Origin of the sequence: uncultured Psychrobacillus sp. (genome assembly GCF_938022135.1) — a bacterium.
Lineage (GTDB): Bacteria > Bacillota > Bacilli > Bacillales_A > Planococcaceae > Psychrobacillus.
The window spans coordinates 1-15,690 of record NZ_CALIED010000042.1 but is presented as its reverse complement, the minus strand read 5'-3'; the positions used below and the strand labels follow the sequence as shown (position 1 = coordinate 15,690).

At 37.9% G+C, this 15,690-nt stretch carries 14 protein-coding genes and 1 other annotated feature; of the genes, 4 read left to right on the top strand and 10 right to left on the bottom strand.

Annotation, left to right across the window (positions count from 1 at the left end; all coding sequences use genetic code 11):
* Window positions 1-401 precede the first annotated feature (401 nt).
* Window positions 402-758: a hypothetical protein gene (locus Q0371_RS09360; protein ID WP_298470570.1), complete on the top strand. Its 357-nt coding sequence runs from the start codon at window positions 402-404 to the stop codon at window positions 756-758.
* A gap of 48 nt (window positions 759-806) precedes the next feature.
* Here the strand turns inward: Q0371_RS09360 and Q0371_RS09355 are convergent, their stop codons facing one another.
* The 5 genes from Q0371_RS09355 to Q0371_RS09335 all read right to left on the bottom strand — a co-directional run bounded on the left by Q0371_RS09355 (window position 807) and on the right by Q0371_RS09335 (window position 6,975).
* Window positions 807-1,370: a hypothetical protein gene (locus Q0371_RS09355; protein ID WP_298470568.1), complete on the bottom strand. Its 564-nt coding sequence runs from the start codon at window positions 1,368-1,370 to the stop codon at window positions 807-809.
* A gap of 117 nt (window positions 1,371-1,487) precedes the next feature.
* Window positions 1,488-1,991, bottom strand: a complete 504-nt coding sequence (locus Q0371_RS09350; protein WP_298470566.1) for a hypothetical protein — start codon at window positions 1,989-1,991, stop codon at window positions 1,488-1,490.
* A gap of 422 nt (window positions 1,992-2,413) precedes the next feature.
* On the bottom strand, window positions 2,414-4,825 hold the full coding sequence (pheT, locus tag Q0371_RS09345) for a phenylalanine--tRNA ligase subunit beta (RefSeq protein ID WP_251553387.1): 2,412 nt from the start codon (window positions 4,823-4,825) through the stop codon (window positions 2,414-2,416).
* 12 nt (window positions 4,826-4,837) lie between these two features.
* Window positions 4,838-5,875: a phenylalanine--tRNA ligase subunit alpha gene (gene pheS / locus Q0371_RS09340; protein WP_169360282.1), complete on the bottom strand. Its 1,038-nt coding sequence runs from the start codon at window positions 5,873-5,875 to the stop codon at window positions 4,838-4,840.
* 47 nt (window positions 5,876-5,922) lie between these two features.
* Window positions 5,923-6,155 (bottom strand) — a binding site (T-box leader).
* Between the two features lie 55 nt (window positions 6,156-6,210).
* Window positions 6,211-6,975 (bottom strand): RNA methyltransferase, encoded by a 765-nt coding sequence (locus Q0371_RS09335; protein ID WP_298470563.1) that lies wholly within the window; start codon window positions 6,973-6,975, stop codon window positions 6,211-6,213.
* A 179-nt stretch (window positions 6,976-7,154) separates the two neighbouring features.
* Here Q0371_RS09335 and sspI point away from each other — a divergent pair, with 179 nt between their 5' ends.
* On the top strand, window positions 7,155-7,364 hold the full coding sequence (gene sspI, locus Q0371_RS09330; protein WP_169360284.1) for a small acid-soluble spore protein SspI: 210 nt from the start codon (window positions 7,155-7,157) through the stop codon (window positions 7,362-7,364).
* 26 nt (window positions 7,365-7,390) lie between these two features.
* Here the strand turns inward: sspI and Q0371_RS09325 are convergent, their stop codons facing one another.
* Window positions 7,391-7,729: a DUF3221 domain-containing protein gene (locus tag Q0371_RS09325; RefSeq protein ID WP_298470561.1), complete on the bottom strand. Its 339-nt coding sequence runs from the start codon at window positions 7,727-7,729 to the stop codon at window positions 7,391-7,393.
* Between the two features lie 16 nt (window positions 7,730-7,745).
* The gene (locus Q0371_RS09320; protein ID WP_298470559.1) at window positions 7,746-8,336 is read right to left on the bottom strand and encodes a DUF2441 domain-containing protein; all 591 of its coding nucleotides are present in this window, start codon (window positions 8,334-8,336) and stop codon (window positions 7,746-7,748) included.
* 189 nt (window positions 8,337-8,525) lie between these two features.
* Between Q0371_RS09320 and Q0371_RS09315 the strand changes: the two genes are divergently transcribed.
* Window positions 8,526-9,920 carry an FAD-linked oxidase C-terminal domain-containing protein gene (locus Q0371_RS09315; RefSeq protein ID WP_169360287.1) on the top strand — a complete coding sequence of 465 codons (1,395 nt, stop codon included), beginning with the start codon at window positions 8,526-8,528 and terminating at the stop codon, window positions 9,918-9,920.
* A 1-nt stretch (window position 9,921) separates the two neighbouring features.
* Window positions 9,922-10,905 carry a bile acid:sodium symporter family protein gene (locus tag Q0371_RS09310; RefSeq protein WP_298470557.1) on the top strand — a complete coding sequence of 328 codons (984 nt, stop codon included), beginning with the start codon at window positions 9,922-9,924 and terminating at the stop codon, window positions 10,903-10,905.
* A gap of 253 nt (window positions 10,906-11,158) precedes the next feature.
* Here Q0371_RS09310 and argF read toward each other — a convergent pair whose 3' ends face one another.
* The 3 genes from argF to Q0371_RS09295 form a co-directional block, all read right to left on the bottom strand.
* Window positions 11,159-12,124 carry an ornithine carbamoyltransferase gene (gene argF, locus Q0371_RS09305; RefSeq protein WP_169360291.1) on the bottom strand — a complete coding sequence of 322 codons (966 nt, stop codon included), beginning with the start codon at window positions 12,122-12,124 and terminating at the stop codon, window positions 11,159-11,161.
* A 143-nt stretch (window positions 12,125-12,267) separates the two neighbouring features.
* Window positions 12,268-13,356 carry a M42 family metallopeptidase gene (locus Q0371_RS09300; protein WP_298470554.1) on the bottom strand — a complete coding sequence of 363 codons (1,089 nt, stop codon included), beginning with the start codon at window positions 13,354-13,356 and terminating at the stop codon, window positions 12,268-12,270.
* Between the two features lie 103 nt (window positions 13,357-13,459).
* Complete coding sequence (locus tag Q0371_RS09295; protein WP_298470552.1) at window positions 13,460-15,382, bottom strand: DUF2207 domain-containing protein; 1,923 nt, start codon at window positions 15,380-15,382, stop codon at window positions 13,460-13,462.
* Window positions 15,383-15,690 lie beyond the last annotated feature (308 nt).

Below are 15,690 nucleotides of genomic sequence, written 5' to 3'. Positions count from 1 at the left end.
AATACGTAATGAAACCATTGGTACGACTACATTTTAAGAGGGAGTCGCCGTCTGGCGCTCCAATCAACAAATGGGAACAGCTTTAGCATCGATAAAGCATTAAAAAAATTTACTCGCATAAACAAAGCCGAAAAACTGTCACCAACCCGAATTTCATAATTTATTTATGATCTTCATAGTCATTTGAAGGTCACTTATATAATGTTTACAGTCACTATAAAAAAGAATTGGGAGACACGAGCTCATTTTATGTTTTGGCTATGTTATAAAGGCTAGAATTGAATTGTTCACAAAATGGTTTTTATTAGTAAAATATTATCTAAACTACAAGTGCAGTTTGATGGAACAGTGTAGTAACAAAACTTCTATCGAAAACGTCTAATTGAAAAGGAGGTTGTTTTTTGAAAAGGAAATATATCTGGTTTTTCATGCTTATCTTCATTTCACTCTTTGTCACTGGTTGCGCAAAAAATGAAGAAGAAGGTAACTATGTAAAAAAGAATGACATAGATAATGAGGTTATAAACATAGTACTGGAATATTTTCAAGATCAGAATACGAACCAACATAACTCAGTAAATGAATGGAAAAACGCATCGGTGAAAAAAATTATGGTAGATGAAACATTTAAAAATTTTGATCAGTCATATCTAGGGAAAGAAATATTTTTAGTGACAAAAGTAGATTCAGTTGCTGCACCACTAGTATTTGTTGATATGGAAAGATTTGAAGTGATAGGGATTATGCCTGGGGAATAATCTCCCTTTAAAATTAACCACTTCCTTAACGAGTCTAATTAAAACAACTTACGGATACCAAGACAGCTTAGTATCACTATCTAATGGTAGATCTTTAACTTCAACACTTAATGTATCAAACCATTTATTTAATATTTCGTCCTTGGCTAGCTTTGAGTACTCGTCGTCTTCCCATATTATATGTGAAAACCAAGCGCTAGTTTGCCATTCAAATTGCAGCTCCGCAAATGCAATGGTTGGGTGATTGGCCTGTATGAAGTTATCATTTACTGCTTTCACAACATCAGTTGCTTGAGGAAGCAGTTCGTATTCAATTTTTTCTTTTATATCCTGATGCTCAAGCTGATGCCACATAACTAAACTTCCATCTACTTGATAAAAGATATCAAAAGAAGGTTGTTCCCCAAAATCGATGAGGACAAAAGCTCGTTCAACAGAATTGTTGGCTGCCTTAACCGTGTTCACAATAATATTTTGAGCCATTTCCACCCAATAACCCTTTGCTTCTTCTACAGGTGACTCAAGATAGAACTCGGATTCCAGTTCAGAAACAGCTACTTCTCCCTTATTAATATCTTCCACTTTTTTAAATAAGCGATTAAAAAAACCCATTTTTACACATCCTCAACAAGTTATTTTTTCCAAGGATTAGCTATATTATAGCTTTCATGATTTCGAGTAATTTATAAATTCTGTTCATTTCTTCCTAAGAAACTTTCGATTTCTATTCTACATTGGTCCACCCTCAAACCCAATTGGCCAACCATTTTCTTTGAATTTCACCTTATATTGAAATTCATGCGGTTGTTCGCTATAAAAACCTATTGTAAAACCTGTAAAAAGCTGATCATCAAAATTAATCATTCTTCCAAAGGAAATCGTAGATAAGTAATAGTCCTCCGATTGTTGAGCAGGAAAAAATTCTTTCAAGTAATTTAATGCACGATTAATATGCTGAGGAATATCTTTTAGTATTTTCTCGGCCATTTCTATACAGCTGACATAAGGCTTTTGATCATCACCTTGTATAAATATTTCTACCTCTTCCCACTCCCCTATATCCGCACGACAAAACCACTGCTTCGGTAGGAAGTTATTCTCTTCATTTTTAAGATTGTTGTTTGCTAAGTTCAATTCCTCTACTTCATTTTTAGTTAAAGGCTTCGATAGGATTAGCTGTTTCTCTAATATTTCTTTCGTGTATGTACTGTTGTTTGGATCAAAGGTATCCATTCGCTAACCTCCAATTTCGTAACTTTTTATACCTATTTTAACATAAATATACTTCTACTCTCAGAGTTCAACAAAAAGGAGCAACACCTATTTTGGTGCTGCTCCTTTTTCATTTATTTAATTCTTTTAGTTATTCTCTAAAAGTTTTGTGGCTTTCTGCAAGGTTTAGAGTCATCTCTGCAAGGTTAGCTATTCTCCGCAAGGTTGTGACTCATTTCCGCAAGATTTTGCGTCATCTCCGCAAGGTTTAGAGTCATCTCTGCAAGGTTCTAGCACATCTCCGCAAGGTTCTAGCCCATCTCTGCAAGGTGAGCTATTCTCCGCAAGGTTGTGACTCATTTCCGCAAGATTTTGCGTCATCTCTGCAAGGTTTTGACTCGTTTCCGCAAGGTTCTAGCCCATCTCTGCAAGGTGATCAGCGTTTATCCTCGCAGCTCGGCTCCTGCTTGCTCAGCTAATGCTTTTAGAACTTTGTTATGTGCATTAACTACTTCTTCATCCGTTAATGTACGCTCTGGATCGAAATACGTTAGAGAGAATGCAACTGATTTTTTGCCTGGTTCCATTTTTTCTCCTTCATATAAATCGAATAAATGTACTCCCTTAAGCAATTTCCCACCTGATTGTTGAATAATTGCTTGCAGCTCTCCAGTAGCTTTTTCCTGATCCACTACTAATGCGATATCGCGAGTAATAGAAGGGAATTTAGAAACTGGTGAATAATACAATGTTCCAGCATCTTTGTTTAATACCTTCATTAAATTCAGCTCGAATACATACGTATCCTTTAAGTCACGTGCTTTTTGTTCCGCCGGGTGTAATTGACCAATAATACCGATCTCTTCCCCTGCCAATTGGATAGTTGCAGTTCTTCCTGGATGCATTCCTTCCATTACTGTACGTTCAAAGGTTAACTCACTTGTATGACCAAGTAAATCCATTAAACCTTCTACAATTCCTTTTAAAACAAAGAAATCTACTGACTTTTTCTCTCCTTGCCAGCTATGCTCAACCCATTTACCAGCAATAACGCCTGCTAAATGCTCTTGCTCATGAGGTAATCCAGATGCTGTTTCTCCTAAGAAAACAGAACCAATTTCATACAATGCAACGGTATCTGCTTGGCGAGCAGTGTTATACGTTACAGCCTCTAGCAAATGAGGGATTAAGCTTTGACGTAGCGTGCTACGCTCCTCACTCATTGGCATTAATAGTTCCGTTACAGGAGCAGTTTCTAAAGCAAACTTTTGTGCTACTTCTTTAGAAGTTAATGAGTACGTAATTGCTTGGTAAAGTCCTGCACCTTCCATAAAACCACGCACTTGGCGACGTTTTGCTTGGTAGGATGTTAAACCACCTGGTTTAGACTCTTCCACAGGTAACGTCATTGGAATCTCATCATAACCATACATACGAGCTATTTCTTCCACGATGTCCTCCGGAATTTTAATATCCTGACGTCTAGTAGGTGCTTTAATATATAAATATCCATTAGCTGCTTGGAATTCAAATTTCAAACGAGACAGAATAGATGTCATATCCTCTAAAGATATCTTCATTCCTAAACGACTGTTAATGAAGTCTGGAGAAACGATAACTTCAGCTGGAGATTTATCTAACTTATCTACAACTACGGAACCAGCTAGTACTTCACCATTTGCAAGCTCTGCTAATAGGCTTGCTGCACGCTCTGCTGCCATATTTACACGATTTGGATCCACACCTTTTTCGAAGCGAGCACTTGCATCACTACGTAGGTTATGGTCTTTCGATGTTTGACGTACAGATCCAGCTGCAAAGTAAGCTGACTCGATTACAACGGTTGTCGTGCCTTCATGAACCTCTGAATTAGCCCCACCCATTACTCCAGCAATAGCAACCGGCTCTTTACCGTTAGTTATTACTAAATGGTTAGATTTAAGTGTTCGTTCTTGGTCATCGAGTGTAACCATCTTTTCTCCTTCAGCTGCAAGGCGAACAACGATTTCCTTTGTTGCTAAACGGTCATAGTCAAATGCATGAAGTGGTTGACCAAATTCCATTAATACATAGTTAGTAACATCTACTACGTTATTATGAGGACGAATTCCAGCAGCCATCAGACGATTCTGTAGCCATAATGGAGATTCTTTTACTTGTACGTTTTTAACAACCTTAGCAATATACAGAGGATTTTCTTCTATTGCATCCACACGAAGCTTCAAATAGTCCTCTGCCTTTTCATTGCTTTCTGTATAAGCAGCCTCAGGATATTTCATATCCTCTGAAAGAATAGCCCCTACCTCATAAGCAACTCCTAACATACTTAGTGCATCCGAGCGGTTTGGTGTTAAACCTAACTCTAGCACTACATCGTCCAGGCCTAATAAAGGAAGTGCACTTTCACCTGGTACAGCTGTTTCAGGAAGAACATAAATCCCTTCTGCATACGCTTTAGCTACTAGGCGACCTTCAATACCTAGCTCTTGAAGAGAACAGATCATTCCATTAGATACTTCTCCGCGTAGCTTTGCTTTTTTAATTTTAATGCCACCTGGTAGCACAGCTCCAGGACGTGCAACGATTACCTTTTGACCAGCGTCAACGTTCGGAGCACCACAAATAATTTGAGTGATTTCATCTCCTACATCCACCTGACAGATGTTTAGCTTATCTGCTTCTGGATGCTTCACTTTTTCCTTTACATAACCGACTACCACATTTGTCATGCCTAGAGAGCGATCAATCACTGCATCTACTTCTATTCCTGAGCGAGTAATTTTCTCACCTAAGTCTTTCGGGTCCAACCCTTGTGTGTTTACATATTCTGATAACCATTTCGTTGATACTAACATGTCATTTCCTCCTTACACTTCTGTTCGGTGGAATTGCGATAAGAAACGCACATCATTTGTATAGAAATGACGAATATCTTCCACTCCATATTTCAACATTGCAATACGCTCTGGTCCCATACCAAACGCAAAACCAGAAAGCTTTTTAGAATCATAACCAGCCATCTCAAGAACATTAGGATGAACCATACCTGCTCCTAGGATTTCAATCCAACCTGTTTTCTTACATACGTTACAACCACTTCCTCCACATTTGAAGCAAGAGATATCCATCTCTACAGAGGGCTCTGTGAATGGGAAGAAACTTGGACGCAGTCGAATTTCACGATCTTCTCCGAACATTTTTTTCGCGAATAAAGATAAAGTACCTTTTAAATCACTCATACGAATATTTTCACCGATGACTAAACCTTCGATTTGAGTGAACTGATGAGAATGGGTAGCATCATCATTATCACGACGATATACCTTACCAGGACAAATGATCTTAATTGGTTGCCCTTCTTTTGCTTCCATCGTGCGCGCTTGAACTGGAGAGGTATGCGTACGCAATAGAATATCCTCTGAAATATAGAAGGAATCCTGCATATCACGAGCTGGATGTCCTTTAGGTAAATTCAACGCTTCAAAATTGTAATAATCCTTTTCTACCTCAGGACCTTCTGCAATTTCATAGCCCATGCTTAAAAATAAGTCTTCAATTTCTTCTACTACACGAGTTAACGGATGGTGATTCCCCGTCTTCACTGGTCTCCCAGGTAGAGTTACATCGATAGACTCTTTTGCAAGCTGTTCTTGAATCGCTTGCTCTTGAAGTAATGTCATGCGTGCTTCTAGAACAGCAGTTACTTCCTCACGCACTACATTGACAAGTGCCCCCATCTTCGGACGTTCCTCGGCTGGGAGTTTACCCATACCCTTTAGTAAATCCGTAATCGGTCCTTTTTTCCCTAAATACGCTACTCTCACATCATTTAATTCTTTTGTGTTTTGTGAAGCTTCAATTTTTTGTAATGCTTCTTCTTTTAACTGTTGAAGTTGTGCTTCCATTTGAAAAATCCCTCCTAATTGACAAAATAAAAAATCCCCGCCCCTATAAAAGGGACGAGGACTAATTTCGCGGTACCACCCTGATTATTGCACAACTAAACGTGCAATCACTCAATTCGAATAACGGCTCTACACCGGCACACCTTTACAGTAAACACTGGTCCCGGTGGCAGCTAACGGGGTGAACTTCTATATGAATTCTCCATTTACGCTTCCAGTCTAGGCGCAAAATCCCTACATTCGAATAATCATATATACTTTTCCCGATGACAGCTTTTCTTATTTATCAAATTATTATCTATTATACGGACTTTTAAACATTTCATCAAGGGTATTTATCTCAATGTAAGCCCATAAAGAAGAATTCCTGTTGCGACTGCGACATTTAAAGATTCCGCTTGGCCCAATAAAGGAACAATAATATTTTGGTCCGTTTGTTCTAAAAGACTTGCTTGTATACCGCTACCTTCGTTTCCTACTATTAATGCAAACGCATCACTTTTCTCTACCTCATGAAACGGCGTTGAGTTTTCAAATGCCGTGCCATATACTTTTACATTTTTCTCTTTTAGCTGATCGACCCAATAGCTTAAGTCACCTTTTAAAATAGGTATGTGGAAATGAGAGCCTTGAGCAGAGCGAAGCGTTTTAGAATTATACGCATCAGCTGATCCCTTTCCAAGAATAACAGCGTCTATCCCTGCAGCATCAGCCGTACGGATCATCGTTCCAATATTCCCAGGGTCTTGAACCGCATCGATTAATAAAAATTTACTCCAATTTTCTTGTTCATCTGCTTGAGCCGCATTTTGTTTACAATGTGCAAAAATGCCTTGGGTATGCTCTGTTTCTGCAAGCTCTTTTTTAATAACATCATTAATTTCTACTATTTCTAGATTGTCTACATCCCAACTGGCAGGAATTTCACTTGTATCGCTTAACATGATTGTTAAGACAATTTCTTTTTGTTTGATTGCTTCTTCTACTAAATGATAGCCTTCAATAATAAATTCACCAGTTTTATCTCTTTCTTTTCGAACACTGAGTAATTTTTTCCAATGCTTCACTAAAGAGTTTTGAGGAGATTCGATTCGTTTCATATTTTGTACCGCCTTTTTCTAAAATGCTGCAAAACAAATAGTTTAGCATCTTTTCTTTGTAGAAGATTATATCATGTTCCTCGATTAGTTCATATGTTCATATTTATCTTCCGTCAATTCAAAAAAATTATGTATAGTTGACGAGACATGGGGAAAGATGAAGACAAGGAGTGATGAAAATGGATTTTCAAATTCGAGAAGCAATAGCAGCTAACCTAAAGGGTAATTCAGCTACTGATATTAAAGAAGTGGTAGAAGATGCAATTAACCGAGGAGAAGAACATTTACTACCTGGTCTAGGCGTAATTTTTGAAAAATGGTGGAAATCGGCTGATGAATCCAGCAAACAAGCAATGCTAAATAATGTTTCTACTGCATTTGCTCAATAAGTATTAGCTAACGGAGACCGTAGATACTACGGTCTCTTTATTAATTCAATTTTAGTGCCATGACCAGAGCCTGGTAAGCTTTTGTCCAGGGCATCATACCAAACTTTCACCTTGTCCCCAACCTCTATATCCGATATTTTTTCGTCAAATCCAAAGGAAGAAGATTGAATAGATTTAGATGTAACTTCCTCCTTTGTTAGAATTCTATCTATTCCTGGTTGCTCTTCATAAATAAAAACATGAGCTTCAGACACCTCTGCTACTATCCCTTCCATCACAAATCGATTTTCCTGGCTTTCTTCTTTACAACCCCATAAACTAACTACGGATACAAGTATTATAAGAAACCCAAAATATCGAATCATTGTTAACCTCCCAACATTATTCATACTCTTCTAGAATTTCTACAACTTCTATTTTTCCGTCCACTAACATCTCAGGGAGTCCACTGATTACATTTCCTTGCCAATACTCTCTTGCCTGCTCTATTTTCTTTGCAAAAGATATACCATCTTCCTTTGGCAAAAAGCTAGCATCTCCCTCAAAAGTTTTACCATCAACTCGAAGCTTAACAAGCTGCAACACCTGCCGATTATAGGAATTAAATAAGTCTGCCCATTTGAGTGCATCCTCTAAGCTTTTTGTAGCATATAGACAGGATAATCTAGATGGGTAATTCGGATATTCCTCTAATCTAACCATTTCTACTATCGTTTCGCGGATTGCTCTAGTCGTTTGATCCAAATATTTTAGGCCAACCTCTGCATCCTCTTTAGTTAAGTTCACCCCTTCATTTGTATATTGGTTTTGAAAAATTTGAACAAAGTCTTCTCCCTTGGAATTTAATTGTTCTTTTTCGAAAAAGAAGTGATATAACGTATTCTTTTGGTTCTCACTAAAATCAATTATCTGCCCCACTCTCATCTTGTTTCTTGTAACAATATGATATACAACTAGTTCATTCTCCGTCATTTTTTTCTCCTTTTATTAATAAAATAGAAAACAAAACATTTCAATTCACTAAACTACTAAATTATTTTATTTATTAGATAATTTGTTCTTGATTTATATAATATACTGTATATAATTACTCTATGAGTTTGAATAATTAGAAAAATCATAAAAGTTATACATCTAAATTATAGCAAAGAGGCGAAGCGAATGAAGATTTTAATGGAAAATATTGTGGAAGCATTGCAAGAACACCTAGAGCAAGACCAGATCTCCACCAACCAAACTATCCGAGAATTACATGGAAAAGATGAATCCTACCATTCTATTAGCTTGCCAGACATTGTCGTTTTCCCTAAAAACTCGGCAGATGTGAGCAATATCATGAAGACTGCTAATAAACTTGGAGTTCCAGTCGTACCCTTTGGTCGTGGCACGAGTTTAGAAGGGCATGTGATTCCCTATGATAATGGAATAACGATCGATTTTTCTTTGATGGATAAAATATTGGAAATAAGAGAACAGGATTTACTTGTGATAGTCCAGCCAGGTGTAACGAGAACACAGCTGAACATGGAGTTAAAAAAGTATGGTTTATTCTTTTCGGTTGACCCTGGTGCTGATGCTACTCTTGGCGGAATGGCCGCTACAAATGCGAGTGGGACTACAACTGTGAAGTACGGAGTTATGAGAGATCAAGTTCGAGACCTAGAAGTAGTGCTTGCGGATGGAACAATCATACATACAGGAAACTTGGCAGCTAAATCTGCCTCTGGATTTCACTTGAATGGGTTGTTTGTTGGTTCGGAGGGTACATTAGGCTGTTTTACAGAACTGACTTTAAAGGTGTATGGCATACCAGAATTCACGACTGCTGCTAGAGCAACATTCCCTACTGTCAAACATGCAGTGGAGGCAGTAACCTCTATTTTACAGGCAGGTATACCGATTGCTCGCGTAGAGCTAGTAGATGAAAGCTCTATTCGTCAGGTAAATCAATTTAGTGAAACTAACTACGCTGAAAAGCCTACATTGTTTTTGGAATTCCACGGCAATGAAGCTGGACTTGCTCAAGATGTAGAATTTACTCAAGAAATTGTGAAGGACCATGGCAGTGAGGATATTCAATTTGAAACCGATAACGCTGCTCGAAACAAGCTTTGGGATGCAAGACATAATCTAGCCTATGCTTACATTCATGGAAACGTAGGAAAGAAGCTCATGGTAACCGATGTTTGTGTTCCTATTTCCGAGCTAGCTGACGCTGTCATATTTGCACGTAAGGAACTTGATGCTATCGGGTTGATAGGAGGCCTTACAGGTCATGTCGGTGATGGAAATTTCCATGCCCTTATCATGATTGATATGAACGATCCGGAAGAAATACAGAAGGCCGTGACCTATAACGAAAAAATCGTACGATACGCTCTGGAACGAAAAGGCACTTGTACAGGCGAGCACGGGGTAGGTGTAGGGAAGCAAAAATACCAGGCAGCAGAACACGGGGAGGCACTTCAAGTTATGGAAAAGATTAAAGTTGCTTTAGATCCCAACAATATTTTAAATCCAAACAAAATTGTAAAACTTGAAAGAGAAGGTGAGTAATATGAAAACATTAGAGAAAATCAGTAGCTTTGCTGGCAAATATTTTGCCCTCTTGGTTATATTAATTGCTGTAATAGCTTACTTAATACCAGAGACCTTCCTGCCATTTCGTAGTTATATAACTCTCCTACTAGGTGTAGTTATGTTTGGAATGGGGCTAACGCTTAAAGCAGTAGATTTTAAGCTAATCTTAACTAATCCTAAACCAGTATTAATCGGTGTAGCAGCACAATTTATTATCATGCCATTAGTTGCTTTTGCAATAGCCTATATGCTGCAGCTTCCTAATGAATTAGCTGCTGGTCTTGTTCTCCTAGGCTCTGTACCAGGTGGAACTGCATCGAATGTAATGGTTTACTTAGCGAAAGGAAATGTACCGCTTTCTATTACAATGACGTCCTTCTCTACTCTTTTGGCGCCTTTAATGACACCAGTTTTACTTTTATGGTTAGCTGGGCAATGGATGCCGGTAAATGTAATGGATATGTTTATGTCCATTGTCCAAGTAATTATCGTTCCGATTGTTCTTGGTCTACTTATTAAAAAATTATTACCAACGGTTGTAGAAAAAAGCGCAAACGTTGTACCATTAATCTCTGTATTAGCTATTATCATCATTGTTTCAGCAGTAGTCGCAGGTAATGTTAATAACATCGCTTCTGCAGGATTATTAGTTTTTGTTGGAGTCTTCCTTCATAATGGTGCTGGTCTATTGCTCGGCTATTTCACTGGGAAAATGATGAAGCTATCTAAATCTGACTGCCGTGCCATTTCAATTGAGGTTGGTATGCAAAACTCAGGTTTAGGTGTTGCACTAGCAACTGCCCATTTAGGACCGTTAGCTGCACTTCCAAGTGCTCTAGGAGCTGTTTGGCACAATATCTCAGGCCCAATTATAGCAACTATTTGGTCAAAAAATGCAGCAGATTCCGAGGAAGAAGAGATGGAAGCGATCCCGTTAGAAAGTAAGCCTTCACAGGTTTAAATTTGAATAGGAATGGTGGTGGATTAATCCACTGCCATTCCTATTTTTTCATCATAACGAAAAAAAGACAATACAGTTTTAGTAATACATCACTATTAAATTCTTTTCTTGTATAAACGTAATAAAAAGCGATCCCAGCGTCTCCCGGAATCGCTTTTCCTATGTAGCGATGAGGTCATCCTTCTAGATAAGCAACATCGCATATATATAAACTGTAGGACACACCCTGTCGTTACAGCTTATTCAAAGATTTTTAAGCCATCAAAGAAGCAAGTACGGCTTTTTGTGCATGCAAGCGATTTTCTGCCTGCTGGAATATATATGAGTTAGGTCCATCTATTACTGAGCTAGAAACCTCTTCTTCTCGATGAGCCGGAAGACAATGAAGGAATATATAATCTGCTTTCGCATTGGCTACTAGCTTGTCATTAATTTGATAATCCTTAAATTCCTCCAAACGCTTAACAGCTTCCTCCTCCTGCCCCATGGAAGTCCAAACATCTGTATAAACTACATCTGCATTCACCGCAGCTTCTAGTGGATCATTAGAAACAAACAAGGAACCTTCGTTTGCAAGAGCAATTGCCTTTGCCTTTGCCATAATCTCTTCATTCGGCTCATAGCCGACTGGCGTTGCTACAGCAATGTGCATTCCCATGTATGCAGCAGCAATCACTAAGGAATGTGCCACATTGTTACCATCACCAATAAAAGCCAGCTTCAGCCCTTTTGTATGACCTTTCACTTCTTGTACTGTTAATATATCTGCTAACGCCTGACATGGATGGTAGAGGTCTGTTAGGCCGTTTATAACAGGTATACTCGCATGCTCCGCAAGTTCTTTAACCATAGCGTGTGAATTAGCACGAATCATAATGCCATCTAGATAACCCGAGAGGACATGTGCTGTATCATAAACAGATTCCCCACGACCAATCTGCAAATCTCTAGCGTTCATGAACATACCATTTCCGCCTAGCTGCTTCATCCCCACCTCAAACGAAATCCTTGTACGAGTAGAGTGCTTTTCAAATATCATTCCTAATGTCTTCCCTTCTAACAATGGAGGACATTTACCAGCCTTCGTTAAAGACTTTAAGTTTGTAGCTAGTTCTAGTAATTCAGTCACTTCTTCCTTAGAGTAATCCAATAGTGTTAAAAGATCCTTTCCTTTTAAACTATCAACTAATTTAAGATTTACCCACTCTAATAATTTCATACTCATAATCCCCTTTACCCGTATCTTCTGTAATTGTTATTATAAGTATGAATATTTATAAAGTCAAGCGAATTTATATACATTTTTTATACATAAAAAAACTAATGAGGAATACTGCTGTATTCTTCATTAGTTTTGTTTAATTAGTTAAAAGTTATATTGTTTACTGTATCACGATCAAGCTTTTTAATAACTTCAACAATCAATTTAACTGTATTCTCGTAATCATCTCTATGCAGAATTCCTGCATGTGAATGAATATAACGAGTAGCTACACCGATTGACAAGCAAGGTACACCATTTAAGGAAATATGCATAGAACCTGCATCTGTTCCCCCACCAGCAATTGTTTCAAATTGATAAGGGATATTGTTTGCTTCTGCTGTATCCACTACAAAATCGCGTAATCCTTTATGGGATACCATAGATGCATCAAATAGGACGATTTGAGGGCCATCTCCCATTTTACTAGATGATTCTTTTGGAGTGATTCCTGGAGTATCACCAGCAATACCCACATCAACTGCAAAGCCGATATCAGGGTTAATTTTTGCTGTAGAGGTTTTAGCTCCGCGAAGACCTACTTCTTCTTGAACATTCCCGACACCATATACGATATTTGGATGATCTTGGCCTTGTAAATTTTTCAATACATCTATTGCAATAGCACAACCAATACGATTATCCCAAGCTTTTGCAAGTAGAAGTTTATCGTTGTTCATTACAGTGAATTCAAAATATGGAACGACCATATCCCCTGGTAATACTCCCCATGACATAGCTTCTTCTTTAGAGGAAGCACCAATATCAATAAACATTTCTTTAATATCGACAGGCTTTTTACGTGCTTCTGGGCTAAGAATATGTGGTGGTTTAGAACCGATAACACCTGTAATAGTTTCGCCCTTACGAGTAACGATCGTTACACGTTGAGCTAGCATTACTTGTGACCACCAGCCTCCCACTGTCTGAAAACTCAAGAATCCCTTGTCATCAATTTTGGAAATCATAAAACCAACTTCGTCTAAGTGACCTGCTACCATGATTCTAGGTCCGTTAGCATCTCCCACTTTTTCAGCGATTAAGCTACCAAGGTTGTCATATTCAATTTTGTCTGCATAAGGGGCAATATATTTTTCCATTACTTTACGCGGTTCACGCTCGTTACCGGGAATCCCTTTTGCATCTGTAAGTTCTTTTAGCATTGTTAATGTTTCATCTAATTTTGTCATTATTTCGCCCTCCTAAATATACTCACCATTTAATTATATGATAAATTGAATGCTTATTCAAAATATATTTTTAAAATTCTAAAGATACACAAATACACCTGCATTAATCGGCACCGGCGCCGCCACCACTATCCCCGCTGCCACCTCCGTAGCTTCCTCCGCTATCTGAATATGTAGCGGAGCCTCCAGAAGAACCATCTCCAGAAAATAGATATCCTTTTGTCCATCTCCATGAATCCTCTACATATTTCATAGGGTCTGTGTCTGTTAACAGCAATCCAGCCAATGGGACAGCACGCGCTGTTTCTAGTGGATAAGACTGGCGACTTCGTTTAAACAAATAGGCTCGAATGATCCACTTATCTCCCTTGTGCAATACAGTATGATCTTGTTTGCTTAGTGCTTTTCTAAAAGCCCTTATAGAATCCTTAGCTCTGACTGCATTCATCGATAAAATATTCCTTGGTACAGTAAAATATAAAACAATAAATGCAAGTAACAAATCATACGTTTGGTGAAGTAATGCTTCATCTACTAAATTTACGCTAGCAAAAAACATGGATCCTATATATAAGAATAATAATCGTTTTGATTTTTTCTTCCACCAAAGCATTCCAATATATATAAGAGACACTGTTATAATGCAGACAATTCCCCAGATGCTTCTTAAGTCTGCATAATATGCAATAGAAAATAGTATAGCCAATATAATGGTCGCTATACTTAAAATCATAAGTGGGATACGGTTATTTAAGGCACCAGCCTCAATCATCTCTGATTCAACTGCTAACTCCCATTGCTTCTGCTTTTCTTTAAATATTTTTTTCCGCTGAGCAAAATAGCTATTTTGCCTTTTCTCATCTCTTGCTGCTCCAGCAACATCGTGTAAGTTAAACGTCCATTTGTTTGATCCATTTTTTACTCCGAATAGCCAATCTATCATTGTATTTTCAAAATCGGCATTCACTAGACTTCGATTGACCAGTTGAAACTCTAATGTCTCTCTAGGAGCCTTTGGATCATTTTGAAAACGAACTGCCGCTTTTCCTTTGCTTACCTTTACTGCTCCTTTTTCTACTAATGAAAATAACCCTGCCAAAAAGCTTTTTTTATGAGTATTGCCAATTTGATCAACAAAAAACATATATAAAGCATCCGTCTCTATCACATTTTTTTCAGAGCCAACCCTCCAAAAATGTCTCTGTGGTAATAAAACAATTAATAAGACAGCGACAATAAGCATTCCCATCATAACTTTTGGGATGAGACTCTTTACCATTTCAATGTTATCTAAACGTCTCTGCATCTGATCAAATTGTTTTTGCTCTAAAGCAATAGCCCCACTTAAAGTTTGTGCAGACTTAATTTTCGGCATTGCTGTCATTACGGAAGAAGGAAAATAGAAACTAGTCTCCGTAGTAGAATACGCCTCCGATTTAGGAGTCACAAATCGTATACCATATTGGTTTTTTTCAAGATTTCCCGCATGTCGATCAAACATAAATCCATCGAAAGTATCAGGATTTAGTGGTTTCGGAAGTATAAAATCTATTGTCACATTCTCGTAAGCTTGATCATGTGCATCCCCGCTAAAGTACGTCACCTTTACCTCACTGTAATTGTCATATGTCTTAACAGCATTCTTTAAGGTATAAGCATAGAAGTAAGATACCTTCTCATTAGTTTTCTTGATGTTTGTTCGAAAATGGCCTTCCTCAAAGGAGACAGTTAATGGAATCATCGATTCTGCTCCCACAAAGCCTGGCTCCATGTTTAAGCTAGTAAGCTCATAGGAATAAAAATCTACTACCCGCTCATTGTATGTATCAGGAAATTCTCTATAAAGGTTATGAAAGGAACCATTAAAAGTATAGGTAAATACCTCATTAACTAATAAGTCACCGTTTGGTTGAATCCATGACTTTATATGTACTTTGTCAATGCTATAAGACTTTGCTTCTCCTATAGGGCTAAAGGAAAGGAAAGCTACCATGAATAACAAGAATGTAATAATAAACTTTTTCATATGACAACCTCCCACTACTTCCAAGATAACTATCGTACGGAAAGTAAAACAAATAAGTTTCAGTTTTAATAAATAAGCTACTACATTTAAAGGCCATAAATAGGTAGGAACACTATAGATTGTCTTTTATTTCGCATATAGAGTTCTCCAAAATCAAAAAAATACCTCGAAGAATTCATATTCGGGGTATTTTTTATTGTTAAGGAAATTATAAAACTCGGAACCTGTGGATAAATTGATGTCTAGCTTCACCGCCTTGCCCCTCGGGGTCAAATGGTTAAAAGCTCCGGTGGCTGAGGAACTGCCTC

Coding starts and splice junctions, on each gene's coding strand:
- Q0371_RS09355 (WP_298470568.1), bottom strand. CDS start 1,370: ATGGGTTTTTTTAATCGCTTATTTAAAAAAGTGGAAGATATTAATAAG.
- Q0371_RS09350 (WP_298470566.1), bottom strand. CDS start 1,991: ATGGATACCTTTGATCCAAACAACAGTACATACACGAAAGAAATATTA.
- pheT (WP_251553387.1), bottom strand. CDS start 4,825: ATGTTAGTATCAACGAAATGGTTATCAGAATATGTAAACACACAAGGG.
- pheS (WP_169360282.1), bottom strand. CDS start 5,875: ATGGAAGCACAACTTCAACAGTTAAAAGAAGAAGCATTACAAAAAATT.
- Q0371_RS09335 (WP_298470563.1), bottom strand. CDS start 6,975: ATGAAACGAATCGAATCTCCTCAAAACTCTTTAGTGAAGCATTGGAAA.
- sspI (WP_169360284.1), top strand. CDS start 7,155: ATGGATTTTCAAATTCGAGAAGCAATAGCAGCTAACCTAAAGGGTAAT.
- Q0371_RS09325 (WP_298470561.1), bottom strand. CDS start 7,729: ATGATTCGATATTTTGGGTTTCTTATAATACTTGTATCCGTAGTTAGT.
- Q0371_RS09320 (WP_298470559.1), bottom strand. CDS start 8,336: ATGACGGAGAATGAACTAGTTGTATATCATATTGTTACAAGAAACAAG.
- Q0371_RS09315 (WP_169360287.1), top strand. CDS start 8,526: ATGAAGATTTTAATGGAAAATATTGTGGAAGCATTGCAAGAACACCTA.
- Q0371_RS09310 (WP_298470557.1), top strand. CDS start 9,922: ATGAAAACATTAGAGAAAATCAGTAGCTTTGCTGGCAAATATTTTGCC.
- argF (WP_169360291.1), bottom strand. CDS start 12,124: ATGAAATTATTAGAGTGGGTAAATCTTAAATTAGTTGATAGTTTAAAA.
- Q0371_RS09300 (WP_298470554.1), bottom strand. CDS start 13,356: ATGACAAAATTAGATGAAACATTAACAATGCTAAAAGAACTTACAGAT.
- Q0371_RS09295 (WP_298470552.1), bottom strand. CDS start 15,382: ATGAAAAAGTTTATTATTACATTCTTGTTATTCATGGTAGCTTTCCTT.